This window comes from Aliikangiella marina (assembly GCF_007004765.1).
GTDB classification, from domain to species: domain Bacteria; phylum Pseudomonadota; class Gammaproteobacteria; order Enterobacterales; family Kangiellaceae; genus Aliikangiella; species Aliikangiella marina.
The window spans coordinates 1,495,630-1,520,516 of sequence record NZ_VIKR01000001.1; the positions used below are offsets into that span (position 1 = coordinate 1,495,630).

The 24,887-nt window shown below is 42.6% G+C and carries 23 protein-coding genes; 12 read left to right on the forward strand and 11 right to left on the reverse strand.

The features are described from left to right. Positions 1–304 precede the first annotated feature (304 nt). The 5 genes from FLL45_RS05925 (at position 305) to FLL45_RS05945 (ending at position 5,886) form a co-directional block, all read left to right on the forward strand. A complete protein-coding gene (locus tag FLL45_RS05925) occupies positions 305–2,500 on the forward strand; it encodes a M3 family metallopeptidase (protein ID WP_142941050.1) in 2,196 nt (731 codons plus the stop codon). A 177-nt stretch (positions 2,501–2,677) separates the two neighbouring features. Beyond that, the gene (gene fabV / locus FLL45_RS05930; protein ID WP_142941051.1) at positions 2,678–3,850 is read left to right on the forward strand and encodes an enoyl-ACP reductase FabV; all 1,173 of its coding nucleotides are present in this window, start codon (positions 2,678–2,680) and stop codon (positions 3,848–3,850) included. 210 nt (positions 3,851–4,060) lie between these two features. Beyond that, entirely contained in the window at positions 4,061–4,519 is a 459-nt protein-coding gene (locus tag FLL45_RS05935) for a hypothetical protein (protein WP_142941052.1), read from the forward strand. Between the two features lie 58 nt (positions 4,520–4,577). Further along, on the forward strand, positions 4,578–4,880 hold the full coding sequence (locus tag FLL45_RS05940) for a hypothetical protein (protein ID WP_142941053.1): 303 nt from the start codon (positions 4,578–4,580) through the stop codon (positions 4,878–4,880). Between the two features lie 391 nt (positions 4,881–5,271). Further along, a complete protein-coding gene (locus tag FLL45_RS05945) occupies positions 5,272–5,886 on the forward strand; it encodes an acyloxyacyl hydrolase (RefSeq protein ID WP_142941054.1) in 615 nt (204 codons plus the stop codon). An 11-nt stretch (positions 5,887–5,897) separates the two neighbouring features. Here the strand turns inward: FLL45_RS05945 and FLL45_RS05950 are convergent, their stop codons facing one another. The 3 genes from FLL45_RS05950 to htpG form a co-directional block, all read right to left on the reverse strand. Further along, positions 5,898–6,110: a DUF6316 family protein gene (locus tag FLL45_RS05950; RefSeq protein ID WP_142941055.1), complete on the reverse strand. Its 213-nt coding sequence runs from the start codon at positions 6,108–6,110 to the stop codon at positions 5,898–5,900. Between the two features lie 420 nt (positions 6,111–6,530). After that, positions 6,531–7,229: a phospholipase D-like domain-containing protein gene (locus FLL45_RS05955; RefSeq protein ID WP_142941056.1), complete on the reverse strand. Its 699-nt coding sequence runs from the start codon at positions 7,227–7,229 to the stop codon at positions 6,531–6,533. A gap of 112 nt (positions 7,230–7,341) precedes the next feature. Beyond that, positions 7,342–9,255 (reverse strand): molecular chaperone HtpG, encoded by a 1,914-nt coding sequence (gene htpG, locus FLL45_RS05960; RefSeq protein WP_142941057.1) that lies wholly within the window; start codon positions 9,253–9,255, stop codon positions 7,342–7,344. Between the two features lie 220 nt (positions 9,256–9,475). Between htpG and pyk the strand changes: the two genes are divergently transcribed. The 4 genes from pyk to FLL45_RS05980 all read left to right on the forward strand — a co-directional run bounded on the left by pyk (position 9,476) and on the right by FLL45_RS05980 (position 13,555). Beyond that, positions 9,476–10,921, forward strand: coding sequence for a pyruvate kinase (gene pyk / locus FLL45_RS05965; protein WP_142941058.1), 1,446 nt, complete (start codon positions 9,476–9,478; stop codon positions 10,919–10,921). A gap of 101 nt (positions 10,922–11,022) precedes the next feature. After that, positions 11,023–11,553, forward strand: a complete 531-nt coding sequence (locus FLL45_RS05970; RefSeq protein ID WP_142941059.1) for a glycine cleavage system transcriptional repressor — start codon at positions 11,023–11,025, stop codon at positions 11,551–11,553. A gap of 52 nt (positions 11,554–11,605) precedes the next feature. Further along, positions 11,606–12,064 carry a peroxiredoxin gene (locus FLL45_RS05975; RefSeq protein ID WP_142941060.1) on the forward strand — a complete coding sequence of 153 codons (459 nt, stop codon included), beginning with the start codon at positions 11,606–11,608 and terminating at the stop codon, positions 12,062–12,064. Positions 12,065–12,139: 75 nt separating this feature from the next. Then, positions 12,140–13,555, forward strand: a complete 1,416-nt coding sequence (locus tag FLL45_RS05980) for a PhoH family protein (protein ID WP_142941061.1) — start codon at positions 12,140–12,142, stop codon at positions 13,553–13,555. 160 nt (positions 13,556–13,715) lie between these two features. On the opposite strand, the gene FLL45_RS05985 is transcribed toward FLL45_RS05980, so the two are convergent. Continuing rightward, complete coding sequence (locus FLL45_RS05985) at positions 13,716–14,789, reverse strand: AI-2E family transporter (protein WP_142941062.1); 1,074 nt, start codon at positions 14,787–14,789, stop codon at positions 13,716–13,718. A 10-nt stretch (positions 14,790–14,799) separates the two neighbouring features. Then, positions 14,800–15,069, reverse strand: a complete 270-nt coding sequence (locus FLL45_RS05990; RefSeq protein WP_142941063.1) for a sulfurtransferase TusA family protein — start codon at positions 15,067–15,069, stop codon at positions 14,800–14,802. A 100-nt stretch (positions 15,070–15,169) separates the two neighbouring features. On the opposite strand from FLL45_RS05990, the gene FLL45_RS05995 reads away from it, so the two are divergent. Continuing rightward, the gene (locus tag FLL45_RS05995; RefSeq protein WP_142941064.1) at positions 15,170–16,609 is read left to right on the forward strand and encodes a M48 family metalloprotease; all 1,440 of its coding nucleotides are present in this window, start codon (positions 15,170–15,172) and stop codon (positions 16,607–16,609) included. A 7-nt stretch (positions 16,610–16,616) separates the two neighbouring features. Here FLL45_RS05995 and FLL45_RS06000 read toward each other — a convergent pair whose 3' ends face one another. The 5 genes from FLL45_RS06000 to FLL45_RS06020 all read right to left on the reverse strand — a co-directional run bounded on the left by FLL45_RS06000 (position 16,617) and on the right by FLL45_RS06020 (position 20,750). Beyond that, positions 16,617–16,934, reverse strand: coding sequence for a hypothetical protein (locus tag FLL45_RS06000; RefSeq protein ID WP_142941065.1), 318 nt, complete (start codon positions 16,932–16,934; stop codon positions 16,617–16,619). A 182-nt stretch (positions 16,935–17,116) separates the two neighbouring features. Beyond that, positions 17,117–17,869 (reverse strand): tRNA (adenosine(37)-N6)-threonylcarbamoyltransferase complex dimerization subunit type 1 TsaB, encoded by a 753-nt coding sequence (gene tsaB / locus FLL45_RS06005; RefSeq protein ID WP_142941066.1) that lies wholly within the window; start codon positions 17,867–17,869, stop codon positions 17,117–17,119. A gap of 6 nt (positions 17,870–17,875) precedes the next feature. Then, a complete protein-coding gene (yoaA, locus tag FLL45_RS06010; RefSeq protein ID WP_142941067.1) occupies positions 17,876–19,873 on the reverse strand; it encodes a DNA repair helicase YoaA in 1,998 nt (665 codons plus the stop codon). Then, the gene (locus FLL45_RS06015; RefSeq protein WP_142941068.1) at positions 19,870–20,382 is read right to left on the reverse strand and encodes a hypothetical protein; all 513 of its coding nucleotides are present in this window, start codon (positions 20,380–20,382) and stop codon (positions 19,870–19,872) included. The genes yoaA and FLL45_RS06015 overlap by 4 nt, the downstream gene beginning before the upstream one ends. A gap of 107 nt (positions 20,383–20,489) precedes the next feature. Continuing rightward, complete coding sequence (locus tag FLL45_RS06020; protein WP_142941069.1) at positions 20,490–20,750, reverse strand: hypothetical protein; 261 nt, start codon at positions 20,748–20,750, stop codon at positions 20,490–20,492. A gap of 386 nt (positions 20,751–21,136) precedes the next feature. On the opposite strand from FLL45_RS06020, the gene lon reads away from it, so the two are divergent. Together lon and FLL45_RS06030 are read left to right on the forward strand one after the other, a co-directional pair. Continuing rightward, entirely contained in the window at positions 21,137–23,503 is a 2,367-nt protein-coding gene (lon, locus tag FLL45_RS06025; RefSeq protein WP_142941070.1) for an endopeptidase La, read from the forward strand. 103 nt (positions 23,504–23,606) lie between these two features. Then, positions 23,607–24,026: a BLUF domain-containing protein gene (locus FLL45_RS06030; RefSeq protein ID WP_142941071.1), complete on the forward strand. Its 420-nt coding sequence runs from the start codon at positions 23,607–23,609 to the stop codon at positions 24,024–24,026. Between the two features lie 69 nt (positions 24,027–24,095). Here FLL45_RS06030 and adk read toward each other — a convergent pair whose 3' ends face one another. Beyond that, complete coding sequence (gene adk / locus FLL45_RS06035; RefSeq protein ID WP_142941072.1) at positions 24,096–24,749, reverse strand: adenylate kinase; 654 nt, start codon at positions 24,747–24,749, stop codon at positions 24,096–24,098. Between the last annotated feature and the right edge of the window lie 138 nt (positions 24,750–24,887).

Genomic DNA, 24,887 nt, shown 5'->3' on the forward strand with positions numbered 1-24,887 from the left:
TAATAAATCGTAAAAACGTAGAAATGCAATAAAAATAACCGCTTATATACGCTTCGTTTATAGCAGATATACTCAAAACATTGAGCGCCAAATTGACCAACTGAGATAAATGTATTGGCTATCTGCGTTGATTGGAGCACTTTGTTTTAATAATACGCTTCAACATTCGCCACCACCAACAAAATCTGCTGACAACCCAAACGCTTATTTACAAATTAGGCCTAGCCAGGAGATATCGGAGGATGTATGTTATCGTGCAATTATTAAAACAATAATGTATCGATTAAGGGAGAAACTGAAACTTATGAAACTCAAACTCTTATTAACCGCTAGTCTGGTCTCAGGACTACTCGTAGCCTGTGACCAATCAACTGAAAAGGCGGCAGAAGTAGCCAAAAAAGCCCCTAAAGCCGAAGCTGCGCAAAAGGTTGAATCTGCAGCCGCAATGAAATCCGATAATACGCTTTTAAGCGAATGGACTGGCCCATTTCAGGGAGTCCCTGCTTTCGATAAGGTAAAGCTTGAAGATCTCAAACCTGCGTTGGAAAAAGGAATGGCGTTGAATATGGCCGAAATTGAAGCTATCGCCAACAACCCCGAACCACCAACTTTCGAGAATACCATTGTAGAGATGGAAAAAGCCGGCGATGTCCTCGGTCGTATTTTTACTTACTGGGGTATCTGGAGTTCCAATATGTCGTCGCCTGAATTCAGAGAAATCCAGAGAGAAATGGCACCAAAATTGTCGGCTTATTTCTCTAAGATCAACCAAAATGAAAAGCTCTTCGCTCGCGTTAAAGCCGTTTACGAAGACGAAACCACTAAAACCCTCCGTCCCGATCAACAACGGCTAGTATTATTAACCTACAATGGTTTTGCTAGAAACGGCGCTACCTTGGATGCCGATGGCAAGAAACGCTACGCTGAAATCAATCAACGTCTTGCTGAATTACACACAAAATTTGCCAATAATGTACTCGCAGATGAAGAAGGTTATGTGACTTATTTAACCAAAGATCAGCTCGGCGGGCTATCGGAGTCGATTATTTCCGCAGCCGCTGCTGCAGCCAAAGAACGCGGCAAGGAAGGACAATATGCGATAACCAACACTCGCTCCTCCATGGACCCATTCTTGACTTACTCGACGGAAAGAGAACTCCGTAAGAAAGTTTGGGAAACCTATTACAACCGAGGTGACAACGGTGATGAACATGATAACAACGCGTTAATTGCAGAAATCCTCCAACTAAGACATGAACGGGTTAACTTGTTAGGTTATCCAAATTACGCCTCATGGCGATTAGAAGACCGCATGGCGAAAAAGCCTGAAAATGCCATTAAGCTTATGGAAACTGTCTGGCCTGCCGCTATTGCAAGAGTCAAAGAAGAAGTCGCTGATATGCAGGCGCTTGCGGACGCCGAAGGTGCTGATATTAAAATAGCACCTTGGGACTACCGTTTCTATGCAGAGAAAGTTCGAAAAGCGAAATATGCATTGGATTCAGGCGAAGTAAAACAGTACCTTCAGCTGGATAAATTAAGAGACGCAATGTTTTATGTTGCCGGTCGACTTTTTAACTTTGACTTTAAAGAAGTTACTGATGGAAGCGTACCAGTTTTTCACCCTGACGTTCGCGTTTGGGAAGTCACCGACAAAACCAGCGGCGAGAACATTGGCCTTTGGTATTTAGACCCGTTTGCACGCAAAGGCAAACGCTCTGGTGCTTGGGCAACGAGTTACCGCTCTCACTCAACATTTGATGGTAAAGAAAACGTGTTATCGTCAAACAATTCAAACTTTATCAAAGGCGAACCAGGCAAACCGGTGCTTATTTCATGGGACGACGCTCAAACCTACTTCCATGAATTCGGCCATGCGCTTCACTCGCTTTCGTCTAAAGTCGCTTACCCAACACTCAATGGCGGCGTTCGAGACTACACTGAGTTCCAATCTCAACTCCTGGAAAGATGGCTCTCGACCGACGAAGTTATCAATAAATTCTTAGTCCATCATGAAACCGGTAAACCGATGCCAAAAGAACTCGTCGCAAAAATCAAAAAAGCGGCGACATTCAACCAAGGTTTTAAAACCACTGAATACTTAGCGTCGGCTTTGATTGACATGAAATTACACACCACCGATCCAACAGGCATCGACGCAGACAAGTTTGAAAGAGAAAACTTAACGGCGCTAAATATGCCAGAGGAATTAGTTATGCGTCATAGAACCCCTCACTTTGGACACATTTTTAGTGGCGAAGGATACTCTGCTGGCTACTATGGTTACATGTGGGCAGATGTGTTGACCTCTGATGCGGCTGAAGCTTTTGCTGAGGCACCGGGTGGTTTTTACGACAAAGAAGTGGCAGCCAAACTGGTAGAACACTTGTTTAGCGTCAGAAATGCAGTTGATCCTGCTGATGCTTACCGCGCCTTCCGCGGAAGAGATGCCGTAGTCGAAGCCTTGATGCGAGATCGAGGTTTTCCGATCACCAAATAAACCAGGTTGAGTTCTGAAGTAAAGCCCGCACAATGCGGGCTTTTTTATTTTCGAGCAACATACCCGACCTCTTGAAATCTGCTTTTCAATCGTGCTTTGGCGGGGTAACATGCGCATAATTTTTTATTAACCCTTTTCTTATGAGGGGCTCTTAACCATTTAAGGATTAAGCAAATTATGGTCATAAAACCAAAAATTAGAGGTTTCATTTGTACAAATGCCCATCCAGTCGGTTGTGCCGAAAGTGTTAAACGCCAAATCGCCTACGTTAAATCCCAAGCCGAATTGAGCGACCGCCCTAAAAATGTATTAGTCATCGGTTGTTCGACTGGCTATGGGATGGCTTCTCGAATTACTGCAGCATTTGGCGCTGGCGCAAAAACGCTCGGGGTTTGCTTTGAAAAAGAGCCGACTGAGCGAAAAACTGGAACCGCAGGCTGGTACAACACAGCAGCCTTTCATCAAGAAGCGGAAAAAGCAGGTTTGTATTACAAAACCCTTAACGGAGATGCTTTTTCTCATGATATGAAAAAGCAGGTTATTGAAGCAATTAAATCTGACTTAGGCTCAGTCGACCTCGTTATTTACAGCTTAGCTTCGCCGAGAAGAAATGATCCAGACACCGGTGAAGCTTACGTTTCTTCGTTGAAGCCAGTAGGTGAAACTTACACTACCAAGACTTTTGATACCAATAAAGAGATCGTTCATGAAGTCACCCTTGAACCCGCTAATCAAGATGAAATTGATAACACGGTTAAAGTCATGGGTGGCGAAGATTGGGAGCTATGGATTAAAGCGCTTACAGAAGCTAACGTTCTAAGCGATAACTGCACCACAACGGCCTACACTTATATTGGTAAAGAACTCACTTGGCCGATTTATGGTCACGCGACTATCGGAAAAGCAAAAGAAGATCTTGACCGCGCATCATCAGCAATCAATAGCCAATACCAAAACGTTAAGGCATATGTTACCTCGCTTAAAGCAGTTGTTACTCAAGCAAGCTCTGCAATCCCAGTTATGCCACTCTACATCTCTTTGATGTATCAAGTGATGAAAGATGAGCATTGTCACGAAGGGGTTATCGAACAAATATATGGCCTGTTTAATACACTGCTACTTAAAGAAGCGCCTCCCGTAGACGAAGTGAATCGATTGAGAATGGATACTGTAGAGACCAATGATGAGATTCAAGACAAAATAAAAGCAATTTGGCCACAAGTCACTACCGAAAACTTCCCTGAGCTTGGCGATTACGCTGGTTACCACCAAGATTTTCTCCATCTGTTTGGATTTGGTTTTGAAAATGTCGATTACGAAGCAGATGTTAGCCCGCTGGCAGCATGGTAACGAATAGTAGACCAATAACCAGCAAAGTCTAAAGGCTGCTTCCGCAGCCTTTTTTTGTATAAGAAAAATCTAACGGCCTATTCGTTGTTATATCGGAAAATTTTAAAAGCCTCTGATTTTGCGATCAAACGTTCCTAAAACTCTATCCAGACGACACCAAGACAAGTGCTTAATTTGATACAATATTAATAACTTAGAGAGGAATGTGTATTGCCACTTTCAATATCTCAAACAAGTATCGTTAATTCTGGCGCGCAGCCGCTCGGCTCGAGTTCGTTTCAAATAAATGGCAACATAACGCCTGTTTCGACGGCTAGTAGTCTTCGGACGAGCCGTAACCTCACTAATTCAGCATCGGTTATTTCTGTTTCTGAAGAAGGCAGAATCGAGAGCCCATTCGTCTCAATCTCCGAGCAGGCCGCTAATCTCAGCAACCAAAATCAACCGCTTCCCGCCAGTGAAACGATTGATCAGTTGCCCGGTCAAATACGTAATTTAAATCAACAGCAACAACAAATTCGAGTGCGCCAAGAGGACCTAGCGCAACAGGAACGATCCATTGAGCAAGAAATTAACTTATTACAGCGCAAGGAATTAGAAATCAATCGCAAACGCTTTGAACTGCAGCGCCAAAGTAGCATTGGCTCAATTATTAATTTACAGATCTAGTGAGTGACACTGGTGACTGTTCTTTCAATGATGTATCTGAAACATCAAGGAGTATAAAATGGCTTTACCACCGATTACGAGTTCCAATATAAGCTTTAACAATCAACAATCGGTTGAGAGAACTCAAGATGAAAGACCCCAACAGCAATCTAACCAGTTAGAAGAAATCCAATCTCAAGCGGTTGAAGCCGCAGACAGAGGCACAACTGCGGAGCCCGTTGCCGCAGCAAATCAGGCTGACGCGCTCGAAAATGATGCAAGATTGGCGCAATCCAGAGCCAATGAACAAAACACAATCGAACAACAAGACCAAAACAGTGCAGACAGCAACCTTGGTAGCCAGCTTGACATAACGGTTTAATGCATAGTTTTAATGCATAGGTGAAATAAATCGATATCTGCTTTGGATAATCTCGCTCAAGGATGAGCGGCAACACTTTCAACTACTTAGGTTAAAACTGGTTAACACCCCTACACCTTGGTTTCTCAGCAAGCGAAAACAAAGTCTCTATCCCTTAGTTGATGTTTTATTTCAACTAATTTAGTGCTCTAGTAACTTTAACTAACCAACGTTTAATTCACGATGGAAAACTGAGATAATCCATACTGATTAATCTATCCGTGTTTTTTACTAAACAGAGGCTTCTATTTTACTGACGTTTTTAGATTAACCATGAAATTGGTTAAACTCGCCTTATGACCACCCATCGCCAGTAAACAATATTCATTACGATTTTAAAAAGGACTTTAAAATGCAACTAATTTCTCGAACCTCTTACTGTTTGAGGAAAAAACTATTACAAACTCTAACTAAATTCTTACCGCTCTCAGCTTGTTTAATTGTTTTAAACTTGCCTTTTCTTCAAGCGAGAGAAATTAGCTTGACCAATCGCAAACAGGATAACCACCCGATTAAGGTTGTTAAAAAAGTTAACCATACGCTGAAACTCACAGTCAATGCTGGTCGTATTGGTATTGCAGATAACTTAGCAAAAGCAGATGTTTTAGGTATGGAGTTACAATATAATTCTTTTGAGATTAAAGGGTTTGAACTACTTCCGGCCATTGGCTTTTATGAAACCCAAGGAGGCGCACAATATTCTTATTTAAGTTTTCAGCACGATTTTTGGTTGGGTAATCAGTTTGTGCTCACCCCAAGTTTAGGGCTCGGGTATTTCAGAGATAGTCACGATATTCAGCTCGGGAATAAACTAGAATTTATTTCCAGCTTACAAATCGCCTACGAATTGCCACACAAATTCCGAATCGGTTTAAAGCTTTCACATATTTCTAATGGAGGAATTTCAAACATTAACCCTGGTACAGAATCGTTGACGCTTGCTTTTACGATTCCAATTCTTGATTAGTTTTTACGTGATTAGCATATCATTGTGTGTATTTGCTGTTCGATTTGATTAATTTCGACAAACATATTGAGATCTGACGCCGCATCTTTGGCCGTTTCAAAAGGCCCAATAAATTGACACTCGCGTGTTCGATAGAAATAAAAACCATCTCTGATGATTAAACGCTCTTTACGTTCAAATGGTTCAAGATAGATAGGCTCCCCTGCTCTTCTTACATAAGACATCCTTTTCTCCTTTCAGACCGCGTCGACACGTTCTTGGTCTGAGTTGAAATGTTCATTGCAGAAATTTAAACCGCTCGAATAAAGCCATCAGCTATTTATTTAAATAGTGTATTGACACAGCCGCTTCTCTTTTATTTTTCAAAGATCAGATTTAATTTAGCTTTTTGGCCTGAAGACTATTACTTTAGTCTACACCCAGACTAAAAAAAAATATTGAGGAATAAACGGTTATTTGTGTGAGAAATGTCTCAAGTTTTAACGATTACTAACACTTGAGCGGTTGTTTATGGCTGAAACTATCGTGTTATGGCAGAAACGACCTTATTACAGTTAAATCTACCTTGGCGGTAATTGTTTAATAGAATGTAAGTGCGAATTAAATTCTCGCTTAAAATTAAAATTGATACTTTAGACGCACAATTAAAATGTCTTGCACTTAGACCAAAGCGTCAAAAACGCTTGATTGAACCGCTCAATTAATCGCGAATCGTTTGACACTACGATATTTTCGTCATTGTATTCACTGGCGCTTCTCGTCCAGTTGTAACTGCCATTGAGTAACGTTTGATTGTCAAATATTGCGAATTTGTGATGCATGTGATTTTCGGTTTGATCGAGTCTAACTTCAATACCTTTCTTAGCCATCAACTCGATATCACTTCCTAAGTCCTGAGACTTGTCGTTATCACTGCATATTCTTACATTAACTCCGGCTTTGTGCGCCTTAACCAGAGCCTTGCTAATTTTGTCGTTAGAAATCGTAAAAACACAAACTTTAATTTCAAATTGAGCCTGGTTGATTAGTTGAATTATTTTTCTCTCACAATCTTTTCCTGGGCTAAAGTAAGCAGATTGTTTTATTTCACCGCTCGACTGTTGCACTTGATCAATTGATTTAACAACGCCCTTCAACCACTTTAACGCTAGCTTCGCTGATACCTCTTCATTGCGAATACTTTCGCTGACCACTTCAAACGCGTAGTTTCTTGCATAGCTTAACTTCTCGTGATCGTGCTTGATTGAAGTAAAACTCACAACAAGCGCATACTTCTCAGCAGTAGAGAGACGAAAGTCTTGATACGAAGCGGCTAATTCCGATTTAATTTGTTCGAATTCCATAATAATCCACACATTTCATTTAGCTAAAGCGGTCTAATTCAACGTTTCCAGTGGTAAAAAACATTACCACAAAAAAAGGAGCCGAAGCTCCTTTTAGTCATAGGTTAATTGTTTATTTGGTCAGCAAACGATTAAGTCGCTGAGTAAATGCAGCGGGGTCATCGAGATGACCGCTGTCCGCCAAAACAGCTTGATCAAACAACACGGAAACCCAATCCGCAAAATCTTCATCAGCCATGTCGCTTTCTAATTGCTTGACCAATTGATGCTCAATGTTAATCTCAAATATTGGCTTTGACTCAGGCACAAATTGCCCCGCAGCTTTCATCATTCGAGCCATTTGAATGCTCATGCCGCCGTCACTAGCAACAACACACGCTGGCGATTCGTCAAGACGGGCAGATATTTTTACTTCACTCACTTTATCGGCCAATTGAGTTTTTATTTTCTCAATCAAATCAGACTTTTCTTCTGTCGCCTTCTCAACCGCTTTTTTATCTTCTTCAGACTCTAACCCACCGAGATCGAGTTCTCCGTGAGTAACAGCTTGAAGTTTCTTGCCGTCAAACTCAGTCAAGTGACCCATTGCCCACTCATCGACTCGGTCCGTCATCAACAAGACTTCAACACCTTTTTTACGGTAAATCTCAAGATGTGGGCTACTCTTTGCCGTCGCATAATTATCTGCAACGATGTAGTAAATCTTATCTTGCTCAGGCTTCATTCGCTCAATATAGTCTTTTAACGAAACACTTTGTTCGTCGCTATCTTGATTAGTTGAAGCAAACCGCATCAAACCGGCAACCTTTTCGCGATTGCTATGATCCTCTGCTAAACCTTCTTTTAACACCGAGCCAAACTCATTCCAAAATTCTTGGTAATCTTCTTTTTGACTCTTAGCGAGCTTCTCCAACATGCTTAATACCCGTTTGACACAGGCGTTTCTGAGCGATGTTGTCGCGGCGCTATCTTGTAAAATCTCACGCGACACGTTAAGCGGCAAGTCATTAGAGTCAAGCACACCGCGGACCATTCTTAAGTAAACCGGTAAGAACTGTTCAGCATCATCCATAATAAAAACGCGTTGAACATAAAGCTTAACACCACGAGGTTTATCGCGATTCCATAAATCGAACGGCGCTTTTTTAGGTAAGTAAAGTAAGCTTGTGTATTCTTGTTTGCCCTCGACTTTATTATGAGCCCAAGTCAACGGCTCACCATAGTCATGCGAGATATGCTTATAAAACTCTTTGTACTCTTCTTCGTTTATCTCTGATTTAGCACGAGTCCACAAAGCTGTTGCTTTATTGACCGCTTCAAACTCAGGAACGACCACTTCATCTTCTTCTTTATCCTCGCCCTCAGGCGCTGCCATATCCACTTTTTCCATCTCAACAGGGAGCGAAATATGATCAGAGTATTTACCGATAATTGATCGTAAACGCCACGGCTCAAGGAACTCTTTCTCATCATCTTTTAAATGTAAAATGATCTCAGTTCCACGATCTGATTTCTCAATCGATTCTATAGAGAACTCACCCTCCCCTCTAGAGACCCAGCTAACCGCATCTTCAGGTTTAGCGCCAGCGTGACGACTTCTTACTTCAACTTCATCAGCAACAATAAATGCCGAGTAGAAACCAACACCAAATTGGCCAATTAAGTTACTGTCTGCTTGCTGCTCCTTGGTCATTGCTTTAAGGAACTCTGAAGTACCAGAACGAGCGATGGTACCGAGATTATTCATAACATCATCTCTGGTCATACCAATTCCATTGTCAGCAATTGTTAAAGTACCTGCTTCTTTGTCGGTAGTAATGCGGATTTTCAGGTCACTATCGTTTCCGAAGTAATCATCATGACTGAGCGCTTCGAAGCGAAGTTTGTCTGCAGCATCGGCAGCGTTTGAAATCAGCTCGCGCAGGAAAATTTCCTTATTGCTGTAAAGCGAGTGGATCATTAAGTTGAGTAGCTGCTTAACTTCTGTTTGAAAACTGTGGGTTTCTTTATTGATTGTTTCAGACATTTAACAGTTCCTTTACATAATTTAAGTTAAAATAAGGTTTAAAATCGTTATGGCCCTTCTATTGGGTTACATAATATTAATTTCAAGGTTAAAATCCGGAATTTTTAAAACTACTAGTTAAAATAAAACCAATTAATAACAGCATCCCAATACCCTGTTTAAAAGATAACCATGCCAGAATCGTCGAGACACTCGATTTTGGATTAAGCTGGAGCAAGTTTTGATTCGTCGTACCAAAATCGTTACCACCCTCGGTCCTTCTACGGATAACGAGGCGTCCTTGGCTGAGCTGTTTAAAGCCGGCGCAAACGTTGTAAGAATGAACTTTTCCCATGGAGACGCAGCTGATCATATCAAGCGCGCAACAATGGTACGAAAAGTAGCCAACGAGTTAAATCTCAATATTGCGATTTTAGGTGATCTGCAAGGCCCTAAAATTAGAATAGCGAAGTTCGCTAGTGGAAAAATAACCCTATCAGAAGGTGATGTATTTATTCTCGATGCTGATCTCGATCGAGAGGCAGGCGCCCAACATCAGGTTGGCATCGACTATAAGCAATTGCCTCGTGACTGTTCGGTAGGCGATATTTTGTTGCTCGATGATGGTCGTTTAGAGCTAAAAATCACTGCAATTAAGGAAAATAAGGTCGTCACTCACGTCGTCATTGGCGGCGAACTTTCAAATAATAAAGGAATTAATTTGAAGGGAGGTGGCCTTTCGGCGCACGCGCTAACTGAAAAAGACAAGCAAGATATCAAAACCGCAGCTGATATCGGCGTTGATTACTTAGCAGTCTCTTTTCCTCGTTCAGGTGATGATATTCGCTACGCTGCGAAATTGGCTAGAGAAGCCGGTTGTGAGGCAGGAATTGTCGCTAAAATTGAAAGAGCTGAAACGGTTGCCAGCGACGAAGTTCTCGATGAGATTATTAAAGCTTCTGCGGCAGTCATGGTCGCCAGAGGAGATTTAGGCGTCGAAATTGGTGATGCTGAGTTAATCGGTGTACAGAAGAAGATTATTCAAAGAGCCCGCTCGTTAGATCGCGCAGTAATCACCGCAACCCAAATGATGGAATCGATGATCACCAATGCGATTCCAACTCGTGCGGAAGTGTTCGACGTAGCCAATGCGGTTTTAGATGGCACGGATGCGGTAATGCTGTCGGCAGAAACAGCTATGGGGGAGCATCCGATTCGCGTTGTTGAAGCAATGTCGCGAGTCTGCTTGGGTGCGGAGAAGCAGAAATCGACTCAGGTGTCAGGTCATCGCTTGGATATTGAATGGACTGAAATAGACGAATCGATCGCCATGGCAACCATGTTCGTCGCCAATCACTTACCTGATATCAAGGCCATCGTTTGCTTAACTGAGTCTGGCTCTACGCCACTTTTGATGTCGAGAATACGCAGTGGTATCCCAATTTTTGCACTCACTCGGCTCGAGTCAACCAAACGAAAAATGGCTCTATATCGAGGTGTTGAAGCGATTAGCTTTGATCCAACCGTTCTTGCTCGGCACGATGTCAATCGTCTGGCTGCCGACGAGCTCGTCAAACGAGGCGTTGTCAAAGAAGGCGAGTTAATTGTCCTGACAAAAGGCGACCACATGGGTATTTTAGGCGGCACGAACGCGCTCAAAATACTTAAAGTCGGTGAGATAGTTTAATTCCTAAAAACTATTTCATTTTACGGTTCACTAACGGGTCTAAAGCACTTATACTCAAACTAGACCCGTTAATTTGAGTCGCCTTTATAATAAGGAAAAAAATGCAAAATCATTTGGTTATCTCTGCGATAGCACCAAATCGTCCTGGCATCGCAAACGAAATCACATCCCTTGTCACGAAATGTGGCTGTAACATATTAGAAAGCAAAATGAAGTCTATGGGAGACACGTTTAGCTTAATCCTCATGGCCGCAGGCGAGTGGAACTCAATCGCAAAACTAGAGCACACACTGCCAAGCAAAGCATCAAGCATGCAAATGACGACCATGATGCAACGAACAGAAATCCAACAGCCTAAACCAGAACTCCCCTATCGCGTAAAAATATTTTCTTTAGACAATCCTGGAATAACCCAAGAAATTACTCACTTTTTCACCGATAATGGGATTAATATTCAGGAGATGAGTTGCAATACTTACCCAGCGCAACATACAGGCGCTATGGTTGGAGCAACCAAGCTAACCGTCAGTATTCCGACCAGCCTACAGGTCTCCAAAATTCGAGAAAAATTTCGGTTATTCTGCGACAAAACTAATTTAGATGGAGAGATGAAGCCTATCGGGCAAGACTAATACCGCTTTAAAAAACACTACTCAACTTTAACCATAAGGACAAAGCGTTTATATGAAAATTGGTGATAAATTACCCAATATTAAACTTGAAGCAACCGGCGAACAATCAATCAATTTAGCAAAAATAAAAGGCCAGAAAGTCGTCGTTTATTTTTACCCCAAAGATAGTACCCCAGGATGCACCACTGAAGGACAAAATTTTAGAGATCTTTTTAGCGAATTTGAAAGTCATAATTGCATCATATTTGGCGTTTCCCGAGATTCGATTAAATCCCACGAACGATTTAAAGAGAAGCAAGCATTTCCATTTGACCTGTTATCTGATCCAGATGAAGCCCTGTGTAAAGCTTTCGATGTTATTAAACTTAAGAAAATGTACGGAAAAGAATACCTCGGAGTCGAGAGAAGTACCTTCTTGTTTGACGAAAAAGGAAAGCTTGCTCATGAATGGCGCAAAGTCCGAGTAAAAGGCCATGTCGATGAGGTCCTTGAAGCTGTGTCTCAGCTCTAGTCCTCTCCAACATAGAATACGAACGACGATTTGATTCGTTAATTTAGGTCAACATCTGCTAATAAGGAAATATCTATGCCAAGACTAAAGTTTTCTGGTTCACGTTTATTTGTACTTGATACAAACGTATTGATGCATGACCCCACTTCGATTTTCCGGTTCGCTGAACATAATGTTTACATCCCCATGGTTGTATTGGAAGAACTCGACGGCGGTAAGAAAGGCTTATCCGAGGTCGCTCGTAATGTAAGACAAGTCAGTCGCTATTTCAATGAACTCATGGAGTCGGCTACCGAGGAAGAAATCAAACGTGGACTACCCTTAGGCAACTCTCCCTATCTTCCCAAAGAAGAGAGAACCGATGGGCGGTTGTTTTTTCAAACTACTGACTTGGCTACCGATACTCTCCCTCCAGGAATGATGACCAGTAAAGTCGACAATACCATTGTTAACATTGCGTTGGCGCTCCAACAAGACAACCAAGAAAAACTCGTCACGCTGGTATCAAAAGACATCAATTTACGAATCAAAAGCAGAATCCTCGGGGTCCACTCGGAAGACTATTTTAATGATCAAGTCCTCGACGACATCGAAACACTTTACACGGGCCAGAGTGAATTACCCGCTGATTTTTGGGAATCCCATGATAAGGAAATGAAATCATGGAAAGAAGAAGGTCGAACTTTTTACCAAGTCGGTGGACCTTTGGTCAAAAGCTGGGTCGCCAATCAATTTATCCATTTGCAAGATGGGTCAAACTTCACGGCGATCGTCCGCAAAGTAGAAGATGAGCAAGCGACGATCGAGTTATGCACTGATCACACTTCGCCATCACACGATATTTGGGGTATCACAGCAAGAAACATTGAACAGAGTTTTGCTTTAAACCTTCTGATGGATCCAGAAATCGACTTTGTCACCCTGCAAGGCCCCGCAGGCACCGGTAAGACTTTATTGGCGCTAGCCGCCGCGTTAGAACAAACCATCGAATTAAAACGCTACAACGAAATTATTGTTACCCGTGTCACTGTTCCGGTTGGTGAAGATATTGGTTTTTTGCCCGGAACTGAAGAAGAAAAAATGAACCCTTGGATGGGCGCGTTTACTGATAATCTCGAGGTGTTATCCCCCTCACAATCAAACGATGATTGGGGACGACAAGCAACTCAAGATATTCTTCAAAAATGGCTAAAAATTCGCTCTCTCAACTTCATGCGAGGGAGAACATTTATCAACAAGTTTGTCATCATCGACGAAGCGCAAAACTTAACGCCCAAACAAATGAAAACCCTTATTACTCGCGCTGGTCCGGGAACTAAAATGATTTGCCTCGGTAATGTTGCGCAGATCGACACCCCTTACTTAACTGAAGCGAGCTCAGGCTTAACCTATGTTGTCGATAGATTTAAAAACTGGGCATTTGGTGGGCATATCAAACTTCATAGAGGAGAAAGATCGAGGCTCGCTGATTTCGCTTCCGATAATTTATAAAGTTGATATTCGAATACTCAAACAATCAATGCTTTATAAAACCTGTTTTTGAATAATCAGCAACATAAAAATAAACTAATTAATAATATATCAGTTAATAAAAAAGGTAGCTTAGCTACCTTTTTTTATTTCCAGCGACTTTCATGCTGCTTGCCTAGGGTTAAGTGGCTGAGGGTTCGGGATCGGACTTGGCTTCGTCGAGCGCTTCGATCACAGCTACAACTAAGGTCGCCAGTGGAATGGCAAAAAATACGCCCCAAAACCCCCAAATACCGCCAAAAAATAAAATTGCGGCAATGATTGCTACTGGATGCAAGTTGTTAGCTTCCGAAAAGAGTAATGGAACTAATACATTGCCGTCTAATATCTGGATGACAAAATAAGCGACTAATAAGTAGGCGAAGGTTTCATTCGGCCCCCACTGAATCAAAGCAACTAACGCCACAGGAATTGTTACCAAGGTGGCTCCGATGTAGGGAATTAACACTGAAAAACCGACGAGTACCCCCAGCAATAACGCGTAGTTAAGGTCAAAAATCATAAAGGTGACATAACTAACCGTGCCAACAATAAATATTTCGAATACTTTTCCGCGAGCATAAGCGCCAATTTGATCATCTACTTCCGCCCAAACTCGATTTGCTAACCCTCTCTCACTCGGCAACCAACGCAATGCCCAGGCGAGAATGAGCTTCTTGTCCTTCATTAAGAAAAACACTAACAAAGGCACCAGAATCATATAAATCATCACAGTTACGATGTTCTTAAAAGATTCCAATGAAAATGAGACCAAATCATTACCGATACTGCCGAAGCCGCCGCCCAGTTGTTGTATCGTATTCTCAATTCTTTCTCTCGTGATGAATTCCGGATATTTCTCGGGTAAAGTCATCAGCATCGCTTTAATTTCAGCGGCCATACTCGGCAAATCGCTAAACAAGGTTTCTAATTGTTTTCCTGCAAGCGGGATAATGCCAATTACTATGGTTAAGCTGATAGTACAAAAACCTAAAAAGACTAATATCACTGAAGGGAGTCGCGGAAAATTTGCCCTTTCCAACGCAGAAACTCCCCATTCCAAAATATAGGCAATCACGATAGCAACCAGTAACGGCATAACAATCGGTCCGACTAGCCATATACCGAGAAAAATAAATAATAAAATTACCGCTAGAATCACGGCTTGTGGATTAGAAAAATTGCGTCTGAACCAACGCACAAAAAGTTTGGTCATTATTTATCCCTTAAGCCTTTTTAGTCACCCAGTAATGAAACTCATTTTTTACTTGCTTGATTCTTAATTCATGTTCGGTCATATCAATGAACGACTTGAAGTCTCTCTGCGAAGTGGGATCGGTACATCTCACGAAAACAACCTCACCGACTGAAGCTTGGTTGAGTGCTTGTTTCATTTTAAGCAGTGGCAAAGGACACTTCATTTGCGTCGCATCGACGAGATAATCGGCTGAAATATCTGAATTTTCCGATAAAGGCATGTTTTCTGCACTTTTCATAAGTGATAGACTAAAACCAGTTGTTTCGGGAACTTATGATACCTGTCATGTTCTTATAAGCAACTATATTATTTCAGTCTGTATTAATTAGAGAGTTGTTTTGACTAAGTTCATCGTTGCTTTATTAGCCGGTTTGTATGGATTTTGTTCAGCAGTTACTGCTGCAGAATTACCTGATATTGGAAGCAGCTCATCACAGGTATTCAGTCTTGTCGATGAGCAAGCACTCGGTGATGATTACATGCGCCAATTAAGAGCAATTGCGCCTATAGTCAATGATGCAGAAATCAATGACTATATTCAGCACCTCGGTTTCAAACTCGTCGAAAACAACCCAAACGCCCAAGACAGACAATTTTCTTTTTTTGTTATTCGGGAGCGAACCATTAACGCGTTTGCGCTTCCCGGTGGCTACATCGGCATTCATACCGGGTTGATCACAAAAAGTCAGACGGAGAGCGAACTTGCATCAGTATTAAGCCATGAGGTCGCTCACGTCACTCAACGACACCTAGCAAGACGGCTTGAATTACAAAACCAACTGACCATTCCGACGTTGGCGGCATTTGCTGCAGCAATATTGATTGCTAGTCAGGCCAGAAATTCAGAAACAGGGATCGGTGCAATGGCCAGCGCGCAAGGTTTAGCGCAACAAGCTTTAATTAATCACACTCGCTCTAATGAAGCTGAAGCGGATAGGATCGGAATTTCAACCCTATATCGCGCAGGATTTGACCCTCAAGGCGCGATTTCGTTTTTTGAAAAAATGCAAGAAAACACTCGTTACAACTCTAACGCATTTGAGTTCTTAAGAACTCATCCTTTGTCTCGTTCAAGAATTACCGACGCCCGTTTGAGAGCGAACGAGTACCCTACTCGGCGCATTAGGGATCCCTTGAAGTATCATTTGATCAAAGAAAAAGTTAACGCCATTACCACTAAAGTCTCTCCAGTCACTGTAGAGCGACAAGAGAGATTGTTTAAGGACGGCAAAATATCGACACCGGCTCAGCTATATGGGTATGCTATATTTATGATGAGAGCGAAAAAATTTGAGGTTGCCGAGAAGATTCTTAACAACCTTCGTTTCTCTGACGCCAAGCAGTCGAGTTATGCCATCGCTCTTGCGCAATTAAATATCGAAAGAAAAATGCCCTCAAAATCGGTACCCGTAATTGAAAAAATGCTTTTGCAATCGCCAGGGAATCAAGCGCTCGTTGAAACTTTGGCCGAGCTTTACCTCGCCAACAATCAGTTTGAGGAAGCTCGAGAGCTTTTACTCAGTAACGTCCATATGACAGAGTACGCGCCCTATCTGTTAAAGCTGTTGGCCGAAGCACAAGAAGGCTCGGGGCGACGCTCGGAAGTTTACGAAACAGAGGGAAACTTTTTGTTAGCGATGGGTGACTTGGGGGGCGCTCGATTACAGTTTGAACAAGCCTTAAATGTGCACACTGATGACCCTTATGCGCGTTCGCGAATTAATTCTCAAATCAACAGAATAAGAGAATACTTAAGGCAAAGATCGCTCAGAAATTAGCAGTCAATTAGGCGAAAAAATCAATCCCAACTAATTGATCAATCTCTTCTCGTCGTAACAGGTCTTGGTTTAATTGATACTGATTAACGGGAGAAGCTGTTGGGGTGCTCTGTTCGGGCCGGACTAATCTTAGATCCTCCTCAATATCGCTCAAATTTCGAGTATTGGTAATCGCTGGAATTAGCCTTACATCTCGATTTCGCTGAACGTTGGATTCTTCCGGCTGGCGCTGAGCTATTTCATTATCGCGACGAACCGGCTGATTATTTCGCGAGATAGTTTCGAAATTGCTACTTGCTATACTTATTGGAGGGATCTGAGGCATGCTTTTATCAATCGCTTCCAGTGAATTCTTTGGATTTGTTCATACTCGCTTATCCTTGTTGCCTACTTTCCTTGTGACCTGCATTCCCGTAAACACTTGTCGCATTGTTTTAATGAGTCGATTTACAAGAACAGGACTGGCATGCCTTTCCGGCACTTAAGTATAGTGTAATTTTTGGTCAATTAACTAGTTTTCGCTTTTTTCTCAGCCACTTTATTCCGCAAATAACTCGGTTGTAAGTCAGCAGGACTCAGTAAATTGCCTTTTTTAAACGCGATTTTTGCCCAACTCAACCCCGTTTCTGCTCTAGGAAACTGCGCCTCGATTAGCTGCTCATAATTGATACCATTGTTTTTGAAATCCGTCTCATAGGCAGCCCAGCCGGAGCCCGCAAGGCTAAAGATTCTCTTGCAGGTATCTTGTTCGTCTTCACCAGTTTCGGTTTGTTTGCCCCGATTGAAAGCTGCCGCAACTGATTTCGCGGTAATATAACGAGGTGAAATTACAACTTCTGATTCTAAGTTTTCAGCATGACCACTCTCATCTCGCCTAAAAGGCGCGAAATAGACTTCCCCCATCCTGGCATCAATGGCCGCTAAACAAAAGTCTCCCGAATTTACTTTAAAAGCTTGTTGAGCTAAACAATACAACCCTGACACAGCGATAGTCGGCAGTTGAGCACCATAAGCGAGTCCTTGAGCGACTGATACGCCGATGCGTATTCCGGTAAACGCGCCAGGTCCTACATTGCATGCGATTGCATCGAGTTGGTTAAGCGACAAATCAGAATCGGCTAGTAATGACTCGACCATCGGCAGAAGTAAGGCAGCATGCTGTCTCGGTGCCACTCGATACTCTTGGGTGATTTCAGTACCATTTAATAGGGCTACAGAACACGCCTCGGTTGCAGCATCTATGCAAAGAATTTTACTCATGGAGCGTCATATTGATGAATTTGCGGGGATTATATCAGCCAAAAACGCTTCCACCAATCTAAGCTCTCGAGTTCGCCGCATATCGGGCAAACTATTAACAAAAATTTCGCCATACTGTTTGCCGACTAAGCGAGGGTCGCAGATGACAACGACTCCTTTATCATTGACGCTTCTGATCAGTCGGCCGCAACCTTGTTTTAACGATAGCACCGCTTCGGGTATTTGTAATTCGAAAAATGGGTTGCCTCCTTGAGATTTACATTCCGCCATTTTCGCGTTGAGTATTGGATCATCCGGTGGAGCAAAAGGCAATTTGTCGATAACGACGAGCACCAGCGCATCACCACTAACATCAACACCTTCCCAAAAGCTGCCGGTTGCAAGTAAAACCGAATTCGGTGTTTCGATAAACCGCTTGAGTAACTCTGCTTTACTCGCTTCACCCTGCACTAAACACTCAAATTGATTCACCGCTTTTAACAATTCGGCGCCATTTTTAAGCGCTCTGTGACTGGTGAAAAGCACAAAAGCTCGACCTTGGACCATTTGTAAAAGGGGCAAAATCGACTCTATCACCCTGTCGGTATGTTGAGGCGAGCGTGCTGATGGTAAACCCCGAGGAACATATAATAGGGATTGATTAGGGTAATCAAAAGAGGATGGTAAATTGAGGGTTTTAACCTCTCCCCAGCCCAAAGCATCGATGTAATGTTTAAAACTCTCATCCACACTGAGCGTCGCCGAAGTCATTATCCAACTCGATTGAGCGTACCTTTGTCTGCTTTGGGTAAACAAATTCGCGACATTGAGCGGTGTGGTATTGAGCCTAAAGCCACTTTTCATGGTCTCAAACCAATTGATTCTCGCCCCTGCAAACAGCCCGCCCTCCTCATCACTCTTTGCATTAACTTGGTGATTGTTGTCATCCGTTTGACTTGATGACTTAAACCGGTTTAATGTGTGGCGAATTGCCATGAGCCGCTCGAAGCAAGATTCTAACACTTTTGTTCTTGTAGAGTTAACTTTAACAACTTCATATAGTTTATTGATTTTTATAACTAATTCGTTAAATTCCTTCTCAACCAAGTGGTTCGGATTCCAATCTTCTCGGGAGTCAAATTCAGGTAGCGCGAGACGAAATTCTTTCACTTGTTTTGCCAGTCTTTGGGCGTCCAACATGAGATCTTTCACATCAGTCACTTGAGTCCGATATTCAAGTTCAAGCTCTCGGCAAAGCTCGTTCAATTGGCGACTGGATACCGCTTCGCCATAAAATTGGTAGGCGGTCTTAGCGAGATGATGTGCTTCATCAATTACAAACACATCGGTATCAGGGAGTAACTCTCCAAATCCATCCTCTTTGAGTACCAGATCGGCTAACAACAAATGATGGTTGACCACTAATACTTGTGCTTTTCGCGCTCTTTCTCTCGCACCGGCTAAGAAACATTTATCAAAAAATGGACAGTCTTGCCCCAAACAGTTGTCTGAGGTGCTGGTCACAAAAGGGATTACCGGCGAATCTTCTGGTAATGGCGACAACTCTCCCAAATCACCTGAGGTGGTTTTCTCACGCCACAAATTGACTAAACCTAAGTGCTTCACAGCTCTCGGATCGGGTAAGCGACCAGACGCTAAGGTCGATTCCAGTCGATATTCACAGAGATAGTTATTGCGGCCTTTTAGAAGCGCCACCTGAGGCGAAATTTCAAGTATTTTGAGTAAAGCGGGCAAGTCTCTCTTAAACAACTGATCTTGGAGGTTTTTAGTGCCCGTTGAGATTACGACTTGTTTTTCAGACAAAAGCGCCGGTAACAGATAGGCGAACGTTTTGCCAACCCCGGTCCCCGCTTCTACCAGCAAGTTTTCACCATTAACTATTGCATCATGCACGGCTTGCGCCATAGCTTGTTGCTCTTCTCGCGGTTTAAACTTTGGATTATGTTTGGCAAAAGGTCCTGACTCGCCCAAATAATAGCGAATATCAATATTTGATTCGCTCAAGAGTCATGCTTCCAAACTAATTCGCCGATCGCTTTATACTTCGCCACCGTCATCGACCCTCTTTTGTCTTTTGGTGAGTTCGCCAATTCAGATTCAATTTTTTGGCGATTAATACGATAAATTTCTACCGGCTGATAATCAGCATCATAAATAACCATTAACAGAGAGTCCCAGTCGACATCGAGACTAACTTGACCGAGCTTTTGGCGAGCTTTACCACCTTTAAATATGACCCGCCCTTTGATTAAATACCGGTGTGACTCAGTTGCTTCATCAACTGCATCAAATGGGTATTCTTTAGGCGTTTTTAATAGCTTAAGTTTTTCAATGGCATCAAATCGTGCAAGCTCTGCAGTCACCGGTAAAGCATGCCCGGTGGCTTCGCGGTATTCAGCAGCAACAATTCTGGTTTGTTCCATTAAAACAGAAACATCGAATGTATCACTCGACGCTGTTCCGATATCGATTTTTTCCGTTTTGTGCGCGCTGTCGGTCAATTTTTGTCTCAACTTTTTCCGATTAGATTCAAAAGCATGATGCCATGATAGCTAGCGATAATACGCGCTGATTATAACTGGCTGAGCGATGGTTTAATAGGCTATCGTTCGCGCATTATTTAAACTTTAAAATCGATTTTGGTGTTTAGTTTTTGCTTACCGTCGTTATCGTAAGTCGCTGCGTCAAGAACAGGTTCTTCGCTTTTGGGCGCAGCGCGCTTTTTCGCTTCCTTCTTCGCCGCATTTTTTTCACGAGATTGAGTGAACACCTGCGGTTCATCACTTGTTTTGGTCACTTTTTTCGTCTTATTGGTTTTCAACTTGGTTGACCTATTTTTAACCACAGTGACAACTTTATCTAACGGGATATTGTTTTGCATCGCTCATTCACTTTCTACAATTCATTCTACTGGTTTGGACTTGTAGTTTATTTTGCTCTCAGTTTTTTTACACCGGTTGTCCTTAAAGTTGACTCATTCAGTGCAGGAACGTAAATCCATCGAAGCTTTATCAATCTTTTAAGCTTGTTGTGTAATCCCACTCCCTCCACTTAAGTTTACATAAGTCATTGAAAAATCGCTACCTATTGGTTAATCTGAGCGAAATATTGGGGAGTTGCTATACTCTATTCAGCAATATACCTAACGGCAAGATTCAGCAATATACCTAACGGCAAGGGAAACGCTTCGAGTTGGTAGTAATAAGCGAAAATACCTTAAAGTTATCCTTAACGACTTAGTTCAATAATTATAAGGAACAAACTTTGATGGACATCGATGATAACGACTTAAAAAAAATCAAGTCCTCCGGAAAAAAGCTCAAATATTTACCCACTGAAATTTGTTTACTGCCAATCAGTGAGCGTCCGTTTTTTCCGCCACAAACACTGCCAATCTTAATGAACGAAGATAGCTGGCGCGATACCATTGAGTACATTAACGACCAACACAACAATATTACCGGCTTGGTCCTCGTAAAGAATCCGCTACCAGAAAATGCGAAACCCGAAGAATTTTTTAATGTTGGAACCCTCGTTAAGGTTCATCATCCCGTTTTATCCTCAGGAAAGGTCCAGTTTATTGCCGAAGGATTGCAACGCTTTCGCATCAAAAAATGGGTCCGCCGAGCGCCGCCATTTATCGTTGAAGTCGAATATCCGAATGAGCCTAAATACTCGGAATCGGACGAGCTCAAAGCCTATGCAGTTGCCATAATCAACACCCTGAAAGAGCTGGTTCCGCTCAATCCACTCTATAGCGAAGAGTTAAAATTTTTCTTGAATCGGTTTGATCCTAATGAGCCGTCACAACTCAGCGACTTCGCAGCCAGTGTCACAACCGCAACTCGAGATGCGCTTCAAGAAGTGCTCGAAACAGTTCATTTGAAGCGTCGCATGGAAAAAGTACTGGTGCTAATCAAGCGGGAGCTCGAGGTAGCACAACTGCAAAAAGATATTCACGACCAAGTCGAAGAAACCTTGAGTGAACATCAAAGACGTTTCTTCCTTCGCGAACAATTAAAAGCCATTCAAAAAGAATTGGGGATTGCTAAAGACGATAAAACGGCTGATATGGAGCGGTTTGAAAAAAATATTTCTGATAAGACGCTGCCACCCGCAGCAAAAAAGAAATTTCAAGAAGAACTCGATAAGTTGGCCATTCTAGAGTCTGGGTCACCGGAGTACGCCGTTACCCGTAACTATCTCGAAGTATTCTCCAAGCTTCCTTGGGGAATATACACAGAAGATAATTTGAAGCTCCGCTCGGCGAAGTCGGCACTGGATAAAGAGCATGCAGGACTTAAAGACGTTAAACAACGAATCATCGAGTTTTTAGCGGTCGCGGCTTTAAAGAATGAGTTATCTGGTTCGATTATTCTACTCGTTGGGCCACCAGGCGTTGGAAAAACATCCATCGGTCGTTCGATTGCGAACGCTTTAAAAAGAGAGTTCTTTCGATTTTCCGTCGGTGGCATGCGGGATGAAGCCGAAATTAAAGGCCACCGCAGAACATACATTGGTGCAATGCCTGGGAAAATTATTCAAGCACTCAATGAAACAGGTTCATCAAATCCGGTAATCATGTTGGATGAGATTGATAAAATTGGTTCTAGTTACCAAGGCGACCCCTCTTCTGCTCTCCTTGAAGTGTTAGATCCAGAACAAAATAATCAGTTCCTTGACCATTACTTGGACGCACGCTGTGACTTGTCTAAAGTACTTTTCATTTGTACCGCCAACCAACTCGATACGATTCCTCGGCCACTCCTCGATCGCATGGAAATCATTCGCTTAAGCGGCTACATCTTAGAAGAAAAAGTTCAAATCGCGCAAAAACATTTGTGGCCTAAGTTACTTAAAAACGCCAACCTAACGTCAAGCAAAATTAAGCTCTCTGACAGTACCCTTAAAGTTCTTATTGATGGTTATGCAAGAGAGGCCGGTGTCCGAAATCTGGAGAAACTGTTAGCGAAAATTATCAGGAAATGTGCAGTAAGCATTGTTACTGGAAAAATCAAATCGATTACTATCACTCGCAAAAATCTGATTGAGTTTTTAGGTACCCCTCTATTCACTAAAGATTCAAAACTGCAAGGTGTTGGAATAGTGACTGGTCTTGCATGGACGTCATTAGGCGGCGCGACACTATCGATAGAAGCAGCCAAAGTACATGGTTCCTCTCGCGGATTCAAACTTACCGGACAGCTCGGAAACGTCATGAAAGAGTCTGCGGATATTGCCTATAGTTACATTGCTTCTCACTTAAGCAGATATGGCGCCAAAGAAGACAGTTTTGATAAACAATACGTTCATTTGCACGTACCTGAAGGCGCAACACCTAAGGATGGTCCCAGTGCAGGCATAACAATGGCGAGTGCCCTTTTATCATTAGCACTCAACAAAAAAGTAAAAGCCAAGTTTGCAATGACGGGTGAGCTTACCCTTAGCGGTGCAGTTCTCGCGGTTGGTGGGATTAGAGAAAAGGTCATTGCCGCAAAGCGGGAAGGCATTAACAATCTCATTCTACCGAAAGAGGTTGAGGGACGTTACGACAAGCTCCCTAAACACATAAAAGACGGGATTAAGGTTAATTTTGTCAGCCAATTTGATGAAGTCTTCAAGCTACTGTTTTGATGCAACCAAAACCAGGAAGTCACCGCTTGATATGGGTAAAATAAATAGCGAAAACACTGTAAACGACCTTAGTCTAAAACCAGAAAACTGAAAAGGCGGCGCCATGTATTTAATACGACTAGTTTATACCAGCTCAGTATCTGAGCAGTTCTCGCAAGGTGATATTGAAAACATTCTCGACGTGGCAAGGAAAAACAATAATAAGTTAAATGTGACCGGCATGCTTTGTTTTAATAGCCGCTTGTTCTTACAGTGCTTGGAAGGATCGAGAGAAAATGTCAATAAAGTGTATCACACCATTCTCAACGACCCGCGTCATGAAAAGATCGAGATTCTTGAATACCAGGAAATCAGTGAGAGAGAGTTTGATACTTGGTCAATGGGTTATGTGCCAGAATCAAGTTTAACTAAACCATTGAATTTGCGTTTTTCCGGCTCTCCTCATTTCAGTCCTTATGAGATGTCTGGCGATAGCGCACACCGATTATTGCTCGCCTTAAGGGATACGGTTCCAAATATTTAAATGAAAAATAATAAAAAAGGGCCTTTTTGGCCCCTTTAATTTGAGTGCTTTACAGACTTAGCTTAAAACTCATGAAAGCCCTTCGAGTATGGCGTTTTTGATATCGTCTAAACTACCGACACCATCAACCGTTACATATTTCGGCGCACCTTCACCGCCTTGATTCGCCCAGCTAGAGTAATATTCCACCAGCGGCTGTGTTTGTTCATGGTAAACAGCTAATCGATCTTTAACCGTTGCTTCCGAGTCGTCTGGCCTCTGCACGAGATCTTCGCCGGTTTCGTCATCCTTACCCTCAACCTTCGGTGGGTTATATTTGATATGGTAAGTACGACCAGAACCCGGATGAACCCTTCGACCACTTAATCGCTGGATAATTTCTGAATCCGCGACATCAATTTCAACCACAAAGTCGACGTCAATGTTGTTCTCTTTCATTGCATCCGCTTGCGGAATCGTGCGCGGGAAACCATCGAGTAAGTAACCATTGGCACAATCTGACTCTGCTACTCTTTCTTTGACTAATCCGATAATAATGTCGTCAGAGACCAGCTTTCCTGCGTCCATAACCGCTTTAGCTTGTAAACCGAGTGGCGTACCAGCCTTAACGGCAGCTCTGAGCATGTCCCCGGTGGATATTTGAGGAATGTTGTATTTATCTTTAATAAACTGGGCTTGAGTTCCTTTTCCTGCACCAGGTGCACCCAGAAGGATAATTCGCATTATTATCTCCAACTTTTGGTTATGAGTGTAATCTGGGTGTCATTATAGACAGCTCATCAGCAGGTTGGAACCCAAATTTAATATTTGTTTTATCTTCTACCAACAGGCTTCTAAGCACCGTTAGTGGGGGGTTCTCGC

Excerpts from the sequence above, each read along its gene's own strand:
- FLL45_RS05925 (WP_142941050.1), top strand. The coding sequence starts at position 305 with ATGAAACTCAAACTCTTATTAACCGCTAGTCTGGTCTCAGGACTACTC.
- fabV (WP_142941051.1), top strand. The coding sequence starts at position 2,678 with ATGGTCATAAAACCAAAAATTAGAGGTTTCATTTGTACAAATGCCCAT.
- FLL45_RS05940 (WP_142941053.1), top strand. The coding sequence starts at position 4,578 with ATGGCTTTACCACCGATTACGAGTTCCAATATAAGCTTTAACAATCAA.
- FLL45_RS05945 (WP_142941054.1), top strand. The coding sequence starts at position 5,272 with ATGCAACTAATTTCTCGAACCTCTTACTGTTTGAGGAAAAAACTATTA.
- FLL45_RS05950 (WP_142941055.1), bottom strand. The coding sequence starts at position 6,110 with ATGTCTTATGTAAGAAGAGCAGGGGAGCCTATCTATCTTGAACCATTT.
- FLL45_RS05955 (WP_142941056.1), bottom strand. The coding sequence starts at position 7,229 with ATGGAATTCGAACAAATTAAATCGGAATTAGCCGCTTCGTATCAAGAC.
- htpG (WP_142941057.1), bottom strand. The coding sequence starts at position 9,255 with ATGTCTGAAACAATCAATAAAGAAACCCACAGTTTTCAAACAGAAGTT.
- FLL45_RS05970 (WP_142941059.1), top strand. The coding sequence starts at position 11,023 with ATGCAAAATCATTTGGTTATCTCTGCGATAGCACCAAATCGTCCTGGC.
- FLL45_RS05975 (WP_142941060.1), top strand. The coding sequence starts at position 11,606 with ATGAAAATTGGTGATAAATTACCCAATATTAAACTTGAAGCAACCGGC.
- FLL45_RS05980 (WP_142941061.1), top strand. The coding sequence starts at position 12,140 with ATGCCAAGACTAAAGTTTTCTGGTTCACGTTTATTTGTACTTGATACA.
- FLL45_RS05985 (WP_142941062.1), bottom strand. The coding sequence starts at position 14,789 with ATGACCAAACTTTTTGTGCGTTGGTTCAGACGCAATTTTTCTAATCCA.
- FLL45_RS05990 (WP_142941063.1), bottom strand. The coding sequence starts at position 15,069 with ATGAAAAGTGCAGAAAACATGCCTTTATCGGAAAATTCAGATATTTCA.
- FLL45_RS06000 (WP_142941065.1), bottom strand. The coding sequence starts at position 16,934 with ATGCCTCAGATCCCTCCAATAAGTATAGCAAGTAGCAATTTCGAAACT.
- tsaB (WP_142941066.1), bottom strand. The coding sequence starts at position 17,869 with ATGAGTAAAATTCTTTGCATAGATGCTGCAACCGAGGCGTGTTCTGTA.
- FLL45_RS06020 (WP_142941069.1), bottom strand. The coding sequence starts at position 20,750 with ATGCAAAACAATATCCCGTTAGATAAAGTTGTCACTGTGGTTAAAAAT.
- lon (WP_142941070.1), top strand. The coding sequence starts at position 21,137 with ATGGACATCGATGATAACGACTTAAAAAAAATCAAGTCCTCCGGAAAA.
- FLL45_RS06030 (WP_142941071.1), top strand. The coding sequence starts at position 23,607 with ATGTATTTAATACGACTAGTTTATACCAGCTCAGTATCTGAGCAGTTC.
- adk (WP_142941072.1), bottom strand. The coding sequence starts at position 24,749 with ATGCGAATTATCCTTCTGGGTGCACCTGGTGCAGGAAAAGGAACTCAA.